This is a genomic window from Kribbella endophytica, from assembly GCF_054781295.1.
This window is the reverse complement of record NZ_BAAGUR010000003.1, coordinates 127,132-142,104: the sequence shown is the minus strand read 5'-3', so window position 1 is coordinate 142,104 and position 14,973 is coordinate 127,132. Positions and strand designations below refer to the sequence as shown.

At 69.1% G+C, this 14,973-nt stretch carries 14 protein-coding genes and 1 riboswitch; of the genes, 7 read left to right on the top strand and 7 right to left on the bottom strand.

Translation table 11 applies throughout. The annotated features are described in order from the left end of the window. The first annotated feature begins 4 nt into the window (after nt 1–4). From ACYVIO_RS26955 to ACYVIO_RS26945, 3 genes are read left to right on the top strand one after another with little or no spacing between them, the layout of a single operon-like run. The gene (locus tag ACYVIO_RS26955) at nt 5–1,000 is read left to right on the top strand and encodes a sugar phosphate isomerase/epimerase family protein (RefSeq protein ID WP_460653696.1); all 996 of its coding nucleotides are present in this window, start codon (nt 5–7) and stop codon (nt 998–1,000) included. Next, the gene (locus ACYVIO_RS26950) at nt 997–1,908 is read left to right on the top strand and encodes a transketolase (protein ID WP_460653695.1); all 912 of its coding nucleotides are present in this window, start codon (nt 997–999) and stop codon (nt 1,906–1,908) included. The genes ACYVIO_RS26955 and ACYVIO_RS26950 overlap by 4 nt, the downstream gene beginning before the upstream one ends. After that, nucleotides 1,905–2,870 carry a transketolase family protein gene (locus ACYVIO_RS26945; protein ID WP_460653694.1) on the top strand — a complete coding sequence of 322 codons (966 nt, stop codon included), beginning with the start codon at nt 1,905–1,907 and terminating at the stop codon, nt 2,868–2,870. Before ACYVIO_RS26950 ends, ACYVIO_RS26945 begins: the two co-directional genes overlap by 4 nt. On the opposite strand, the gene ribB is transcribed toward ACYVIO_RS26945, so the two are convergent. Then, nucleotides 2,854–3,477, bottom strand: a complete 624-nt coding sequence (gene ribB / locus ACYVIO_RS26940; RefSeq protein ID WP_460653693.1) for a 3,4-dihydroxy-2-butanone-4-phosphate synthase — start codon at nt 3,475–3,477, stop codon at nt 2,854–2,856. The two genes, ACYVIO_RS26945 and ribB, sit on opposite strands and share 17 nt — an antisense overlap. Nucleotides 3,478–3,585: 108 nt before the next feature. After that, nucleotides 3,586–3,719: riboswitch (FMN riboswitch) on the bottom strand. A gap of 56 nt (nt 3,720–3,775) precedes the next feature. Here ribB and ACYVIO_RS26935 point away from each other — a divergent pair. From ACYVIO_RS26935 to ACYVIO_RS26925, 3 genes are all read left to right on the top strand, one after another. Further along, nucleotides 3,776–5,332, top strand: coding sequence for an apiosidase-like domain-containing protein (locus ACYVIO_RS26935; protein WP_460653692.1), 1,557 nt, complete (start codon nt 3,776–3,778; stop codon nt 5,330–5,332). Nucleotides 5,333–5,359: 27 nt separating this feature from the next. Beyond that, complete coding sequence (locus ACYVIO_RS26930; RefSeq protein WP_460653691.1) at nt 5,360–6,367, top strand: sugar-binding transcriptional regulator; 1,008 nt, start codon at nt 5,360–5,362, stop codon at nt 6,365–6,367. A 389-nt stretch (nt 6,368–6,756) separates the two neighbouring features. Beyond that, on the top strand, nt 6,757–8,154 hold the full coding sequence (locus ACYVIO_RS26925; RefSeq protein ID WP_460653690.1) for an alpha/beta fold hydrolase: 1,398 nt from the start codon (nt 6,757–6,759) through the stop codon (nt 8,152–8,154). On the opposite strand, the gene ACYVIO_RS26920 is transcribed toward ACYVIO_RS26925, so the two are convergent. After that, nucleotides 8,139–8,705: a DinB family protein gene (locus ACYVIO_RS26920; RefSeq protein WP_460653689.1), complete on the bottom strand. Its 567-nt coding sequence runs from the start codon at nt 8,703–8,705 to the stop codon at nt 8,139–8,141. The two genes, ACYVIO_RS26925 and ACYVIO_RS26920, sit on opposite strands and share 16 nt — an antisense overlap. A gap of 103 nt (nt 8,706–8,808) precedes the next feature. On the opposite strand from ACYVIO_RS26920, the gene ACYVIO_RS26915 reads away from it, so the two are divergent. Beyond that, nucleotides 8,809–9,213 carry a DoxX family protein gene (locus ACYVIO_RS26915; protein ID WP_460653688.1) on the top strand — a complete coding sequence of 135 codons (405 nt, stop codon included), beginning with the start codon at nt 8,809–8,811 and terminating at the stop codon, nt 9,211–9,213. Between the two features lie 152 nt (nt 9,214–9,365). On the opposite strand, the gene ACYVIO_RS26910 is transcribed toward ACYVIO_RS26915, so the two are convergent. From ACYVIO_RS26910 to ACYVIO_RS26890, 5 genes are all read right to left on the bottom strand, one after another. Next, nucleotides 9,366–10,769, bottom strand: coding sequence for a GH1 family beta-glucosidase (locus tag ACYVIO_RS26910; RefSeq protein WP_460653687.1), 1,404 nt, complete (start codon nt 10,767–10,769; stop codon nt 9,366–9,368). Nucleotides 10,770–10,844: 75 nt separating this feature from the next. Next, nucleotides 10,845–11,852 carry an ABC transporter ATP-binding protein gene (locus ACYVIO_RS26905; RefSeq protein WP_460653686.1) on the bottom strand — a complete coding sequence of 336 codons (1,008 nt, stop codon included), beginning with the start codon at nt 11,850–11,852 and terminating at the stop codon, nt 10,845–10,847. Continuing rightward, nucleotides 11,852–12,892: an ABC transporter permease gene (locus ACYVIO_RS26900; protein WP_460653685.1), complete on the bottom strand. Its 1,041-nt coding sequence runs from the start codon at nt 12,890–12,892 to the stop codon at nt 11,852–11,854. Before ACYVIO_RS26900 ends, ACYVIO_RS26905 begins: the two co-directional genes overlap by 1 nt. Before the next feature lie 3 nt (nt 12,893–12,895). Further along, nucleotides 12,896–13,876: an ABC transporter permease gene (locus ACYVIO_RS26895; protein ID WP_460653684.1), complete on the bottom strand. Its 981-nt coding sequence runs from the start codon at nt 13,874–13,876 to the stop codon at nt 12,896–12,898. Continuing rightward, on the bottom strand, nt 13,873–14,943 hold the full coding sequence (locus ACYVIO_RS26890; RefSeq protein ID WP_460653683.1) for an ABC transporter ATP-binding protein: 1,071 nt from the start codon (nt 14,941–14,943) through the stop codon (nt 13,873–13,875). The genes ACYVIO_RS26895 and ACYVIO_RS26890 overlap by 4 nt, the downstream gene beginning before the upstream one ends. Between the last annotated feature and the right edge of the window lie 30 nt (nt 14,944–14,973).

Sequence of the window (14,973 nt, the reverse complement as noted above, 5' to 3'; positions counted from 1 at the left end):
CACCATGACCGAGATGCCGGTCTTCGGCGCGGGTATCTGGCACTTCGCGACGTACAAGGACCGTTACGCGACCGACGGCTACGGCCCGCCGGTCGGGCTGCTGGAGCAGATCGACCGCGCGGGCGCCGTCGGCGACCTGTCCGTGGTCGACCTGAACTGGCCGTTCGCCGGGTACGACGGGACGCTCGACGAGGTGAAGGCCGCGCTGGCCCGCAACAACCTGAAGGCGATCGCGATCACGCCGGAGATCTACACCCGCGACTTCGTCAAGGGCTCGATCACCAACCCGGACCCCGGCGTCCGGAAGCAGGCGCTCGAACTGTTGCACCAGGCAACCGAGCTGGCCAAGGACATGGGCTGCTCGTACGTGAAGCTGTGGCCCGGGCAGGACGGTTGGGACTACCCGTTCCAGGTGAACTACCACGACATCTGGAAGCTCGCGCTGGACGGGCTGACCGAGCTGGTCTCGGCGCACCCGGACATCAACTTCGTGATCGAGTACAAGCCGCGCGAGCCGCGGGTCAAGATCATCTTCCCGAACGTCGCCCGCACGCTGCTCGGCATCGAGAAGATCGGCCTGCCCAACCTGGGCATCCTGCTCGACTTCGGGCACTCCCTGTACGGGCAGGAGACGCCGGCCGACGCGGCGCAGCTGGCGATCGACTACGGACGGCTGTTCGCGATCGACGTGAACGACAACCTGCGCGGCTGGGACGACGACATGGTGGTCGGCTCGGTGCACCTGGTCGAGACGTTCGAGTTCTTCCACACCCTGCGCCGCAACAACTGGGAGGGCGTCTGGCAGCTCGACCAGTTCCCGTTCCGCGAGGACAGCGTCGAGGCGGCCAAGCAGGCGATCCGGTTCCTCAAGGCGGTGCACCACGCGCTCGACGTACTGGACGAGGAGGCGCTGGCCGCCGCGCAGGCGTCGCACGACGCGCTCGCCGCGCAGAAGCTGGTCCAGAAGGTGCTGCTCTCGTCGATGGCAGAGCTGACATGACGCTGACGGTCGAGCACACGACGATGCCCGTGCTCGGGCGGCTGCCGATCCACAGCAGCCGCTCGGCGCAGGTCGCGCACATCGCCGAGGCCGCCCGGCAGATCCGGGTCCAGGACCTCAAGCTGGTCCACCACGCCGGCGCCGGGCACATCGGCGGGGACTTCTCGTCGATCGACATCCTCGCGACCTTGTACGGCGCGGTGCTGGACGTCGCTCCGGACCGGGTCGCCGATCCGGAGCGCGACCGGTTCATCCTCAGCAAGGGGCACGTCGCGGGTGCGCTCTACACGACGCTCGCGGCCTTCGGGTTCATGCCGGTCGAGGAGCTGGCGACGTTCCTGAAGCCGCTGTCGGCGCTGAACGGGCACCCGAACCGGCGCAAGGTCGCCGGCGTCGAGGCCAACACCGGCCCGCTCGGGCACGGCCTGCCGGTCGCGGTCGGGCACGCGTTGTCGGCGAAGCTCGACGTGTCGTTGCGTCGTACGTACGTGCTGGTCGGCGACGGCGAGTTGCAGGAGGGCAGCAACTGGGAGGCGATGATGGCGGCCTCGCAGTACCAGCTCGACCGGCTGACCGTGATCGTCGACCGCAACCGGCTGCAGCAGGGCGCGACCACCAAGGAGACCAACGACCTCGATCCCTTGCCGGAGAAGGCGGCGGCGTTCGGGTTCGCGGTGGTCGAGGTGAACGGGCACGACCACGGCGAGCTGCTGGACGTGTTGTCCGCCGTACCGTTCCGGCCGGGCAAGCCGACCTTCGTGATCGCCCACACGCACAAGGGCCACCCGATCTCGTTCATGAGCAACAACGTCGCCTGGCACCACCGGGTGCCCGACGCCGCGGAGTTCCAGCAGGCGCTGACCGAGCTGTCCGCCGTTGCTCCCGGCTACTCGAAGGAGCTGGAATGACAGTCGTCGACACCTCGATCGCGGACCGCCCGCGGTACGACTGCCGGGACGCCTACGTCGAGACGCTCGCCGAGCTGGCCCACGCGGACCACCGGATCGTCGGCGTCGTCAACGACTCGGTCGGGTCGAGCAAGCTGAACAGCTTCCGCAAGGCGTTCCCGGACCGGCTGATCAACGTCGGCATCGCCGAGCAGGACATGGTCGGCGTCGCCTCCGGGCTGGCCAACGGCGGCCGGATCCCGTTCGTGTCGGCGGCGTCCTGCTTCCTCACCGGGCGCGCGCTGGAGCAGATCAAGGCGGACGTCGCGTACTCGCACACCAACGTGAAGCTGTGCGGTATGAGCCCGGGCGTCGCGTACGGCGAACTGGGCCCGACGCACCACTCGATCGAGGACATCGCCTGGCTGCGGGCGATCTCCGGGATGACGATCATCGTGCCGGCCGACCCGATCGAGACCGCTGCGGCGCTGCGCTGGGCGGCCGCGTCCGACGGGCCGGTGTTCATCCGGGTCAGCCGGATGAGCGTGCCGCAGATCTACGCCGACGACTACACGTTCGAGCTGGGCAAGGCGATCACCGTCCGGGCCGGCGACGACGTGACGCTGATCAGCAACGGCACGGTGCTCTGGCGGGCGCTGGCCGCGGCCGAGCAGCTGGCGACGGAGGGGATCTCGGCCAGGGTGCTGTCGATGCCGACGGTGAAACCGCTCGACACCGACGCCGTGGTCGCGGCCGCGCGGGAGACGGCCGGCATCGTGACCGCGGAGGAGGGCGTCACCGGGGGCGGGCTCGGCGGCGCGGTCGCGGAGACCGTCGTACAGCATCATCCGGCGCGGGTGTCGATCCTCGGGATCCCCGAGTTCGCGCCGACCGGCTCCGCGGCGTACTTGCTGGACCGGTACGGGCTGTCCGCGGACGGCATCGCTGGTGCCGCCCGCGCGCTGGTCAGCCGAGGTAAGTGACCAGGTCGGCGATCGAGACCATCGCGAAGTCATGGGTGTCGGCGAACGTGCGCAGGTCGGCGCCGGTCATCAGCGTGCCGTCGTCGTTCATCAGCTCGCCGATCACCCCGACCGGCGGCAGTCCGGCCAGCTGGACCAGCTCGACGGTGGCCTCGGTGTGACCGGGACGCTGCCGGACGCCGCCCGCGACCGCGCGGAGCGGGAGGATGTGGCCGGGCCGGATCAGGTCAGTGGGCTGCGCCGTCGCGTCGGCGAGCACGTTGACGGTCCGGGCCCGGTCGGCGGCCGAGATGCCGGTCCCGACGCCGGTGCTCGCGTCGACCGAGATCGTGTACGCCGTACGCAGACTGTCCTGGTTGTTCGGGACCATCAGCGGCAGCTCGAGCCGGTCGAGCACCTCGGGCGCGGCCGGCGCGCAGACGTACCCGCTGGTGTAGCGGACCAGCAGCGCCATCAGCTCCGGCGTCGCCAGGCTCGCGGCGAAGGTCAGGTCGCCCTCGTTCTCGCGGTCCTCGTCGTCGACCACCACGACCGGGCGTCCACGCCCGATCTCGGCGATCGCGTGGTCGATGGTGTCCAGGCGGGTGGTGCTCGCCACGGTGCTCACAGTCGCTGTCCTCTCGGCCTGGCACTCCGGGGGCAACGACAAGCTCCGCGAGTCTGTTTTTACAGGCGCGCCTCGTGGGCGCGCGCCGGACAGGCATCGCGGAGTCTGCCACGTGCGTCTTCCCATCCGGACTTTCACCGTCGGTCCCGGAGTTCCACCAGGTCAACCGGACCTCCTTGCGGAGGTACGGGTCGCGGACTGTCACCGCCGGCTCGGAATTTCACCGACCCCAGAGCACGTGTGTGATCTTGCAGATTCAACCGTCAGTGTATCCGTCTCTTCTGGCTCCGGGAGTGTCATGTCCATCTCATCCGTTTGGCGGTCGGTCGAGCTCTCGGCTTCTTTGGAGTCGGTTTACGGGGCGGAGGTGTGGGCGGAGTTCGAGCACGAGAGCGGGGTGAGGGTGCGGCGGCCGGCTTTCTGGGACGGTTCCGGGGCCGGGGAGGGCGAGGACGGCTCCGGGGCCGGGGAGGGCGTCGGCGAGCCCGGTGCCGGGGCTGGGCAGAGGTGGCGGGTGCGGTTCGCACCGCCGCTGGCCGGTGAGTGGCGATGGGTCTTCGGCTCGTCCTCAGGCGTGCTCGACGCCCAGCAAGTACCAGCCGGCGAAACAAATCCGTTCTACGCCCACGGGTTCTGGCAGATGTCTCCTGGCGGGCGGAGTCTGGTGCACGCCGACGGGACTCCAGCTCTTCTGGTCGCCGACACGGCGTGGGCGCTCCCGTGGCGGGCGACGGTTTCTCAGGTGCGCGAGTACGCCGCCGATCGTCAGGCGAAGGGCTTCAACGCCGTACTGCTGATGTCCGTGCAGCCGGACATGGGCGCGGTCGGGCCGCGGGACCGGACGGCGGACGAGGGGTTCGACGTCGGGTTCGAGGATCTGCCGTCGGGGCATCTGTTGCAGCCTCGGGCGGAGTACTTCCAGTACCTGGATCAGCTGCTCGCGGTGCTCGTCGAGCACGGGCTGGTGCCGGTGCTGCAGCCGGTGTTCCAGGGGTTCGGGTGGAAGGGGCTGGGAGTCGCGGGCACCGTCGTACCGGCTGAGGAGTATGCGACGTACTGCCGGTACCTGGTCGCGCGGTACGGCGCGCAGCCGGCGATCTATCTGGTCGGTGGGGACGGGACCGGGCTGGAGCCGCAGGTGGCGGCCGGGGGAGCGGAGGTGCATGCGGTCGACTGCTACGGCCAGCCGACGGGGATTCACTACCGGCCGCACATCCGTGCGGCGGCGCATCAGGATGCGGAGTGGCTGGACTTCCAGTGGTGCCAGACCGGGCACACCGGGGAGCACGTGGCCGAGCGGGTGGCCGACATGTGGCGGAACGAGCCCGTACGGGGTGTGGCGAACGGCGAACCGACGTACGAGAAGCACGGCGGTCTCGACGTGGCCGAGGGGTGGTGGCAGGGACACGAGGCGTGGAGCAACCTGTGCGCGGGCGGGACGATGGGGGTCGTGTACGGCGCGGGGAGTCTGTGGCAGTGGCGGCTGCACGGGTCGGAGCCGGGGCATTCGTCGTTCTTCATCGCGCCGGATGCCGGGTGGCGGGACGCTGTGGATTTCGAGGGGTCGACGTACGTCGGGCTGGTGGGGCGCGTGCTGGCCGGGTTGCCGATTGCGGACCTGGAGCCGGACTGGACGCGGGTGATCTCGGGGCGGGCGCTGCGCGGTGCTGACGGGTTGCTGATCGTGTATCGCGAGCACGGTGGGCCGGTGATGGTGTTCGACGACTCGGTGCCGCTGTCGTACCGGATCGTCGATCCGCGCGACGGATCGGTGGTGGCGACCGGGCGACGGGACACGCCGCAGGACCCGCTGCCCGATGCGGGTGGCGCGCCGCGGGTCTACATCTGCCTATAGTCCAGTCCTGATCGAAGGGGGCTTCGCATGAGCGCGAACCGTGGCGTACGTCAGCCGGGGCTGGACGAGCTGCGGCTGCTGGCGAAAGTGGCGCGGATGTACCACGAGAAGGGCATCCGGCAACCGCGCATCGCCACCGAGCTCAACCTGTCCCAGGCCCGGGTGTCGCGGATGCTCAAGCAGGCGGTCGAGGTGGGGATCGTGCACACCGTCGTCACGATGCCGAGCGGGGTGCACAGCGATCTCGAGGACGAACTGCAGGGGCGCTACGGGCTGCGGGATGCGGTGGTTGTCGACACGGGCGGTCTGTCTGTGGGACCGGGTGGATTGTCGGCGGGTGTGGACGAGGACGTCCTCCCCGCGCTGGGGTCGGGCGCTGCGGCGTACCTCGACATGACGCTCACCGGCGGACACCTGATCGGCATCTCGTCCTGGAGCGAGACCCTGATCAGCGCCGTCGACCGCATGCCCCGCAAGAGCGTGCCGGTCGCGGAGAAGGTCGTGCAGATCGTCGGCGGGCTCGGCGACGCCGCCGTTCAGATGCAGGCGACGCGGTTGACCGCCCGCTTCGCCGAGCTGACCGGCGCGATGCCCGTCTACCTGCCTGCTCCAGGCTTGGTCGGTACTCCCGCCGTACGCCGCGCGATGATGAACGACGTCTCCGTCCGCGAGGTCCTCGGCACCTGGAGTCAGCTCACCGACGCCCTGGTCGGAATCGGCAGCCTGGAGCCGTCGCCCTTGTTGCAGCGCAGCGGAAACGCCGTCGCTGTCGCCGATCAGGACGAACTCCGCCGCCTGGGCGCCGTCGGCGACGTCTGCTTCCGCTTCTTCGACGAGGAAGGCAAGCACGTCCGCTCGACGTTCGACCAACGCGTCATCGGCGTGACCGCGAAGGAGCTGCTGGCCGTCCCCCGCCGCATCGGCGTAGCCGGCGGCGACCGCAAACACTCCGCCATCCGCGCGGCGTTGCTGGGCGGCTGGATCAACATCCTCATCACCGACCTGTCCATGGCCCAACGCCTGCTCGCCGACTAGCGCCTCTCCCACGCGCGCCCCTCCGTTCGCTGGCGCTCACTGCGGTGCGTGCTCCCGCCCGCCCTTTTGGTGAGTGCGCGTGCTGTCGCGCGCTTCAGTGCGCGGCTGCCGCCGCTTCTTGTGCGCGCTGGCGCGCGGTTGACCACTTGGTGGTGCACGGGGGTGCCTGCGGTTCAGGTGCGAGCCCCGGCGCGACCGTTCGGTTGTGGCCAGCCGCGACGAGTCGCGGGTGCTCCCTGCGCGCCTGCTCCCGCCCCGGTTAGGTGGTGCGCGTGTTGTCGCCCGCTTCAGGCGGCGGGCTGGCTAGCCGACCCGGGTAGCGCGGGAGCTACCCGGGGTCGGGCGCCAGCGCTCCGGACCGGGCGTCGTAGGGCGCCTAGCGTCTGGATATGCGAATTGTGGCGGTGCTGGCGGCGTTCTTGTTGTTGCCTGGGGCAAATGTTGTGGCGGAGGCGTGGCCCGTTGCGGCAGATGTCGCCGACTTGGTCTGGCGGGAATGCCAGAGTGGCAGCGACGACGACCAGGGGAAGGCACTCGATGAGGCGGGGGCGTCCTGCAGCTCGGTCCGTGTGCCTGTTGATCATCTGCAGCCGAACGGGCAGACCATCGACATCGCGATCTCTCGGCTGCGCGCCGACCCGGCGAAGCGGCGCGGCGTACTGGTGGTGAATCCCGGCGGACCCGGCGGCTCCGGGCTCGACTACCCCTTGGCCCTGCGTCCTCTGCTCAGGGACGTCGCGAAGCAGTACGACCTGATCGGCTTTGATCCTCGCTTCGTTGGGCGGAGTGCGCCGGCCGCCTGTGGGGATGTCCGTCTGGCTGACGTCTTCCGCTCGTCCCTCAACCGCACCGACTTCGCGGAGTCCGCCCGCCGGGCAAAGGCCTTCGTACGGAGCTGCCCCGAAGGACTCCAGTACGCGAGCATTCGCAACGTCGCTCGTGACCTGGACCTTGTACGGAAAGCGCTCAAGGAGACCAAGCTGAACTACTACGGCGTTTCCTGGGGCGCCGACCTCGGGGTCGTCTACAGCCAGCTCTTCTCGGACAAGGTCGACCGCATGGTCGTCGACAGCGTCACCGATGTCGAAGGATCCGAGTACCACCATCTCGCCACCGGCGAGCGCGCCGAAGCAGCCTTCGACGAGTGGGCGGCTTGGGCTGCCTGGCGGGACGACAAGTACCACCTCGGCGGAAGCGGTCAGCAGATCCGTACGGCGGTGAGTCGACTGATGAAGCGTGACCTGACGATCGCCGGCCACAAGATCGACTCCGCAGTCCTGCCCTGGTTGCTCCAGTCAGCGCTCGGCGACGAGAGCGACCGCGACCTGATGGCGCGCAACGTCAGCACCCTGCTCCGCAACACCCCGCCGACGCCAGAACTCAAGGGCTGGCTTGATCAGTACTACGGCCGCGCGCCCATGTTCTCCCAGTTCGTCGCCGCGTCGATCGCCTTCACCTGCAACGACACCGGCTGGCCGAAGAGCCCAGCGACGTACTGGCGGGACGTTCAGCAGACCAGGAGCACTCAGCCGTTGTTTGCGACAACCTTCCTCCCGTGCGCCTACTGGACCCAGCACACCACCGAACCATCCCTTGCCGTCAGCAACAACACCCCGATGCTGATCGTCGAGGCCGAGCGCGACAACATCCCGCTCAGCTGGGCCGAGAGCCTCCACCGCAAACTCCCCAACTCGACCCTGAAGACGGTCGACCGCCGAGCCCACGGCGTCTACGACGAACGCGTCCCGACGATGATCGAAACCGTCAACGACTACTTGGGAGATTGAGGCGGCGCGAACGGGGCCGCCGCCGCTTGGATCTTTGTGAGGTGCTCGGTGGGGTCGATCGGGGTGTTGCTCGGGCTGGTGGTGCCGTCGATTTGTTCTCGGAGGATGTCGAGGTGGCCGCCGTGGCGGAGTTCTTCGGTGAGGACTCGGAGGATCATTGCGGAGAGGGTGGTGGTCTGGTGGCCTGGGGTGAAGTGTTCGACTCGGCCGGGGGAGTCGAGGTCGTGGAGCGCGATGGTTTCGTCGGCGTTGGTGCAGGACTGGTGGTACCAGTCGAGGACGTACGACGAAGTCTCGTCGGGGCGGGCCCACAGGTCGGCGGCGCCCGCGAGGTCCTCGTCGCCGGGGATCTCGCGGTCGAGGCCGCGGCCGAAGGCTTCGCCGAGGTAGCCGTACTCCATGCCGCCGAGGTGTTTCAGGACGCCTAGGACGTTGGTGCCGGAGGGGGTCAGAGGGCGGCGGAGGTCGTACTCGGACAGCCCGGCGGCTTTCTGGAGGTTGGTGGTTCGGGCGGCGCGGAGGGACTCGTGGAGCTCGGCCTTCAGGTCCATGGGGAAACGATAGGAGCAGCCGGAATCAGTGGTGAGCACGGATGCCGTCACCGCGCGGTCGGTCGATCCTCGGAGTACCGAATCACCGAACCGAGGAGAGATCATGAGCAGCATCGGTACGACGGTCAGGACGTGGAAGATCCAGCCGGGCACGATCGGGCTCTGGATCCTGCGGCTGGTCCTCACGTTCGAGTTCGCCGCGGCGGGGATCATGAAGCTGGCCGGCAACGAGCAGATGGTCGCGATGTTCGGGGAGCTCGGCGCCGGGCAGTGGCTGCGGTACGCCGTCGGCATGCTCGAGATCGCCGGGGCGCTCGGCGTGCTGGTTCCCCGGCTGTGCGGGCTCGCCGCGCTCGGGCTGGCCGGGCTGATGGCCGGCGCGGTGATCACCAACGCGTTCGTGTTCGGCGTCTCCCCGGCGGTGCCGCTCGCCCTGCTGGTGGTCGCCGCGCTGGTCGCCTGGTTCCGCCGGTCCACCGTCCAGGCGCTCCTCCAGCCTGGCCGGTGATGAACGGGATGTGCCGGAGCGCGATCTCGGGTGGCGTCGGCACCCGAGGATCGTAGACGGCAGGAGCCCGCGTCCACCGCCAGAGGACGCGGGCTCCACCCGAAGCCGAAGCAGCCGAAGCACCCGGAGCCGACCGACAGGCTCCCCGAGGATCAGCGCGAGCGGTGCTGCTGCGCCAGATCTCGCAAGTACAGCGCCGACTGCTTGGGGGTGCGCTCCTGGGTGTCGTAGTCGACGCGGACGATGCCGAAGCGCTTCTCGTAGCCGTAGGCCCATTCGAAGTTGTCGAGCAGGGACCAGGCCAGGTAGCCGCGGATGTCGGCGCCCTGGTCGATCGCGTCGGCCACGGCGGCCAGGTGGGTGGTGAAGTACGCCGTACGGCCCTCGTCGGCGACGAAACCAGAAGCATCCGGTTCGTCGTCGAAGGCCGAGCCGTTCTCGGTGATCACCATCGGGAGGCCGGGGTAGTCCTTGCTGATCCGGACCAGCAGGTCGGTAAAGCCCTCGGGGACGATCTCCCAGTCCATCGCGGTGCGCGGGCGGTTCAGCGGCAGGGTCCGGCTGACCGGGAGACCGGAGGCGTCGACCGTGCTGCCGTCCTCGGCGAAGCCGGTGAACATCTGGCTGAAGTAGTAGTTGATGCCCAGGACATCGATCGGCGCGGAGATCGTCGCCAGGTCACCATCCTGGACAGGGATTTCGATGCCTTGAGCAGCCAGGTCGGCGACCACGTCCGCGGGATAACGCCCGTGCACCAAAGGATCCAGGTACAGCCGCGCACCCATCCCGTCGGCCCGGCGAGCGGCCTCGAGGTCGGGCTCCAGGTCCGAGGCCGGGTACGCCGTGGCGGCGTTCAGCGTGATCCCGATGTCGAGCTTGCGCGGCGCGGCCTCGCGCATCCGCTCGGTCGCGAGACCGTGCCCGAGCAGCAGGTGGTGCACGGCGGAGACGGCGGCCGGGTAGTCGCGCTTGCCGGGCGCGTGCGCGCCGTACGCGTACCCGAGCATCGCCGAGCACCACGGCTCGTTCAGCGTCGTCCACGTGTCGACCCGGTCGCTCAACGCGTCGAACACCAGCATCGAGTAGTCCGCGAACCGGTACGCCGTGTCGCGCGCAGGCCAGCCGCCCGCGTCCTCGAGCTCCTGCGGCAGGTCCCAGTGGTACAGCGTCACCCACGGGTCGATGCCTTGGGCAAGAAGTTCGTCGACCAGCCGGTCGTAGAACGCCATCCCGGCCGGGTTGACCCCGCCGGTGCCGTGCGGCTGGACCCGTGACCAGGACACCGAGAACCGGTAGGTGTCCATCCCGAGATCCTTGATCAGGGCAACATCAGCGGGCATCCGGGTGTAGTGCTCGCAGGCGACGTCACCGTGGTCGCCGTCGTGCACGGCGCCGGGGACCCGGCAGAAGGTGTCCCAGATCGAGGGGGTCCGGCCGTCGACGTCGACGGCGCCCTCGATCTGGTACGCCGAGGTGGCGACACCCCAGCGGAAGCCGCTCGGCAGTCGCGCCGCAAGGTCCGCCTCGGAGGTGGTGGGGGCAGCAGATGTGTTCATGGTGGACGTGCGGCGGTCCGCGCCCAGCCGGTGGGCCGGCGCGGAACGCCGTACTGACTCCCTTCGGGGAAGAAGTTAGGCGACGGGGACCCGGCCGGGCAGCCAGCAGGCCACCTGGCGGTTCGGGTCGTTCCTGGCCTCCGGGACGCCGAGGACGGGGATCTCCGTCGAGCAGCGGTCGAACGCGTGCGGGCAGCGTGGGTGGAACGCGCAGCCGCTGGGCATGCCGCGCAGGTCGGGCGGCGAGCCCGGGATTCCGCTCAGCTCCCGGCGCGGGCCGCGCAGCGCCGGGAAGGACTTCAGCAGTCCTTCGCTGTACGGGTGCAGGGAGTCCTTGTAGAGATCGGCCGACCTGGCTTCCTCGACGATCCGGCCGCCGTACATGATCGCGATCCGGTCGGAGAACTCGACCAGCAACGACAGGTCGTGGGTGATGAACAGCACCGAGAACCCGAGCCGCTCGCGCAGCTCGACCAGCTGGGCCAGGATCTGGCGCTGCATCACCACGTCCAGCGCGGTGGTCGGCTCGTCCATGATCACGACCTGCGGCTCGAGCACGAGCGCCATCCCGATCATCACCCGCTGCCGCATGCCGCCGGACAGCTGGTGCGGGTAGGCGTCCATCCGGTCCGCGGAGATGCCGACCAGCTTGAGCATGTCCTTGGCCCGGGACCAGCGGGCCTCGGAGCTGAGCTGCGGCTCGTGCGCGCGGATCACGTCGAGCATCTGGGTGGAGACCTTGTGCACCGGGTTGAGCGAGTTCATCGCGCCCTGGAACACGATCGACGTCTCGGCCCAGCGGAACTTGCGCAGCTCGGCCGGGGACAGCGCCATCACGTCGTACGGCTGGTCGCCCGGCGGGTGGTAGATGACCGAGCCGCCGCTGATCACACCGGGCGGCGGGAGCAGCCGTGTCACGCCGTACGCGAGCGTCGACTTGCCGGAACCGCTCTCGCCGGCCAGGCCGAGCACCTCACCGCGGTGCAGGGTCAGCGTGACGTCGCGGACCGCGCGGACGGCCTGGTCGCCCAGCCCGTAGTCGACGTTGAAGTCCTTGATCTCCAGGACTGGTTGCTTCGCCATCAGACCGTGCCCTTCGCTTCGTCGGCGCGGACCACCGGCGTGACCGGGGCCTTCCTGTCGGAGGTGTTCAGCACCGGGGTGAACCCGACCTTCATCCGGACCGTGTGGCCGTCCTTGGTCTTCACCCGGGTGTGCCCGCTGCTGCGCAGCCGCGGGCTGACGAACTCGTCGATGCCGAAGTTGATCAGCGACAGCGCCGTGCCCAGTACGGCGATCGCGAGGCCGGCCGGGACGAACCACCACCACGCGCCCTGGGCGAGCGCCTGCTGGCTCTGCGCCCAGAACAGGATCGTGCCCCAGTTCCACTCCGAGATCGTCGAGATGCCGATGAAGGCCAGCGTGATCTCCGACATCACCGCGAAGATCACCGTTCCGACGAAGCCCGACGCGATGATCGCGGTCAGGTTCGGCAGGATCTCGACGGTGATGATCCGCCAGGTGCTCTCACCGGTCGCGCGGGCGGCCTCGACGTAGTCCCGCCGCCGCAGCGACAGCGTCTGCGCTCGTAGTACTCGCGCACCCCACGCCCACGACGTCAAACCGATGACGAGGGCAACCATCAGGTCACCCGCGCCCGGGATGGTGGAGGCCACGATGATGATCAGCGGCAGCGCCGGGATGACCAGGAAGACGTTCGACAGCGCGGACAGCCCCTCGTCGGCGGCACCGCCGAGGAAGCCCGAGCTGACGCCGATCAGGACCGACAGGGCGGTCGCGACGATGCCGGCCAGCAGACCGACGAACATCACGCCCCGGGTGCCGACGAGGATCTGCGACAGGATGTCCTGGCCCAGGTGCGTGGTGCCGAACCAGTGCTTGCCCGACGGCGGCTGGATCAGGTCGGCGCTGCGCGCGGACGGGTCGTACGGCGCGATCCACGGACCGATGATCGCGATCAGGCAGAAGAAGCCCAGGATGACGAGCCCGGTCGCGGCCTTCGGGTTCGCGACGAACCGCAGCCGTTGGCGCTTGACCGGAGCGGCCGCTACCTCCGGGCCGTCGGGCGTGACCGCGGTGATGGTGCTGGTGGGTGCGGACATCGGTCAGCCCTCCTTGCGGGTGCGCGGGTCGAGCAGCAGGTACGCGATGTCGGCGATCAGGTTGGCGACCAGGACCGAGATCGTGATCACCAGGAAGACGCCCTGCATCAACGGGTAGTCCTTCGCGCCGACCGCCTGGAAAAGGTTGTAGCCGATGCCGGGGTACGAGAAGACGATCTCCACCAGCAGCGTGCCGCCGACGATGAAGCCGAGCGACAGCGCGAAACCGGACACGTTCGGCAGCAACGCGTTGCGGGCGGCGTAGCTGAGCATCACTCGACGCTCGGACAGGCCCTTGGCGTGGGCGACGGTGATGTAGTCCTCCGACGCGACGGTCACCATCATGTTGCGCATGCTGAGGATCCAGCCGCTGACCGACGAGATCAGGATCGTGAGCGCCGGCAGCAGGCTGTGCTGTACGGCGCTGCCGATGAACACGCTGTCCCAGTTCGGTACCAGGCCCGGCTCGTACCCGCCCGACGACGGGAAGAAGCTGCCCGCGCCGGCCAGCAGCGTGATCGCGATCAGGCCGAGCCAGAAGTACGGGATCGACGACAGGAACGTGGTCACCGGGAGCAGGCCGTCCAGCCAGGACCCGCGCCGCCATCCGGCCAGTACGCCGAGGCCCGTGCCGATGATGAAGCTCGCGAGCGTCGTGATGCCGACCAGCGCGATCGTCCACGGCAGGCTCTGGCCGAGGATCTCCGAGACCGGTGTCGGGAAGAAGGTGAACGACAACCCGAGGTCGCCCTTGAACACCTGACCCCAGTAGTCGACGTACTGGCTCCACAGGCTCGCGTTCTTATCCAGGCCGAACAGCACGTACAGCGAGTTGATCGCCTCGGTGCTCATCTGGCCTTGGAACTTGTTGATCAGCGAGGTGACCGGGTCACCGGGGATCATCCGCGGGATGAAGAAGTTGATCGTGATCGCCGCCCAGGCGGTGAACAGGTAGAAGGCGATCCGTTGCAGCAGGAACTTCACTTCGCCGCTCCTTCCTCGTAGAGCCAGCAGGCCGCCCAGTGGGCCTGGCCGCTGTCGACCACCGGCAGCTCGAACCGGGGCGGCAGGTCGGTGGAGCACTTCGGCATCGCGTGGATGCAGCGCGGGTGGAACCGGCAACCGGTCGGCGGCGCGATCAGGCTCGGCGGCTCACCGCCGGCCTCGTCCTCGGGCGCGTCCTTGGCGTCACCGACCCGGTCCAGGCGGTCGGGGTCGGGCGCGCTCTCGATCAGCAGCCGCGTGTACGGGTGGGCCGGGTGCTGCGTGACGGTCTCGGAGTCGCCGCCCTCGACCATCCGGCCGGCGTACATCACCAAGGTCTCGTCGGCGAAGTACCGGGCCGAGGCGATGTCGTGGGTGATGTAGAGGATGGCCAGGTTGAGCCGTTCCTTCAGGTCCCGCAGCAGGTTCAGTACGCCGAGCCGGATGGACACGTCGAGCATCGAGACCGGCTCGTCGGCCAGCAGCACCTCGGGATTCGCGCCGAGCGCGCGGGCGATCGACACCCGCTGGCGCTGGCCGCCGGACAGTTCGTGCGGGAACTTGTCCAGGTAGCGCTCCGGCGGGGTCAGCTGGACCCGCAGCAGCAGGTCGTTCAGGTTCTTCTCCAGCTCGGCGCTGCCGCTGCCGGCGCGGCCGTGGATCTTCAGCGCGCGGGTCAGGTGGTAGCGCACGGTGTGCACCGGGTTCAGCGAGGCGAACGGGTCCTGGAAGATCATCTGCACGCGGCGGCAGTAGGCGCGGAACGCGCGGCCGCCGTGCACGGTGATCGAGTCGCCGTGCAGCCGGATGTCGCCGTCGGTGCGCTTGTACAGCTGCGCCATCAACCGGGCGACCGTGGACTTGCCGGAGCCGGACTCGCCGACCAGGGCGGTGACCCGCCCGCGGCGCAGCGTCAGCTGGATGTCGTCCACCGCGTGCACGGCCTTGCGCTCACGGGTGAACAGGTCGCGCAGGCCCCGGCGTACGGGGAAGTGTTTGGTGAGGTTCTCGGCCTCGAGGACCACGTCGTCGGTCGTGGTCGGTGGTGCTGCTGGCGTCGCCGTCATTTCCGACTCCTCGCTCGGTGGGCACAGGGA

Bases quoted from the DNA above. Each gene is read 5' to 3' on its own strand.
- ACYVIO_RS26955 (WP_460653696.1), top strand. From the start codon at position 5: ATGACCGAGATGCCGGTCTTCGGCGCGGGTATCTGGCACTTCGCGACG.
- ACYVIO_RS26920 (WP_460653689.1), bottom strand. From the start codon at position 8,705: ATGGACCTGAAGGCCGAGCTCCACGAGTCCCTCCGCGCCGCCCGAACC.
- ACYVIO_RS26915 (WP_460653688.1), top strand. From the start codon at position 8,809: ATGAGCAGCATCGGTACGACGGTCAGGACGTGGAAGATCCAGCCGGGC.
- ACYVIO_RS26950 (WP_460653695.1), top strand. From the start codon at position 997: ATGACGCTGACGGTCGAGCACACGACGATGCCCGTGCTCGGGCGGCTG.
- ACYVIO_RS26890 (WP_460653683.1), bottom strand. From the start codon at position 14,943: ATGACGGCGACGCCAGCAGCACCACCGACCACGACCGACGACGTGGTC.
- ACYVIO_RS26905 (WP_460653686.1), bottom strand. From the start codon at position 11,852: ATGGCGAAGCAACCAGTCCTGGAGATCAAGGACTTCAACGTCGACTAC.
- ACYVIO_RS26910 (WP_460653687.1), bottom strand. From the start codon at position 10,769: ATGAACACATCTGCTGCCCCCACCACCTCCGAGGCGGACCTTGCGGCG.
- ACYVIO_RS26935 (WP_460653692.1), top strand. From the start codon at position 3,776: ATGTCCATCTCATCCGTTTGGCGGTCGGTCGAGCTCTCGGCTTCTTTG.
- ACYVIO_RS26900 (WP_460653685.1), bottom strand. From the start codon at position 12,892: ATGTCCGCACCCACCAGCACCATCACCGCGGTCACGCCCGACGGCCCG.
- ACYVIO_RS26945 (WP_460653694.1), top strand. From the start codon at position 1,905: ATGACAGTCGTCGACACCTCGATCGCGGACCGCCCGCGGTACGACTGC.
- ACYVIO_RS26925 (WP_460653690.1), top strand. From the start codon at position 6,757: ATGCGAATTGTGGCGGTGCTGGCGGCGTTCTTGTTGTTGCCTGGGGCA.
- ACYVIO_RS26930 (WP_460653691.1), top strand. From the start codon at position 5,360: ATGAGCGCGAACCGTGGCGTACGTCAGCCGGGGCTGGACGAGCTGCGG.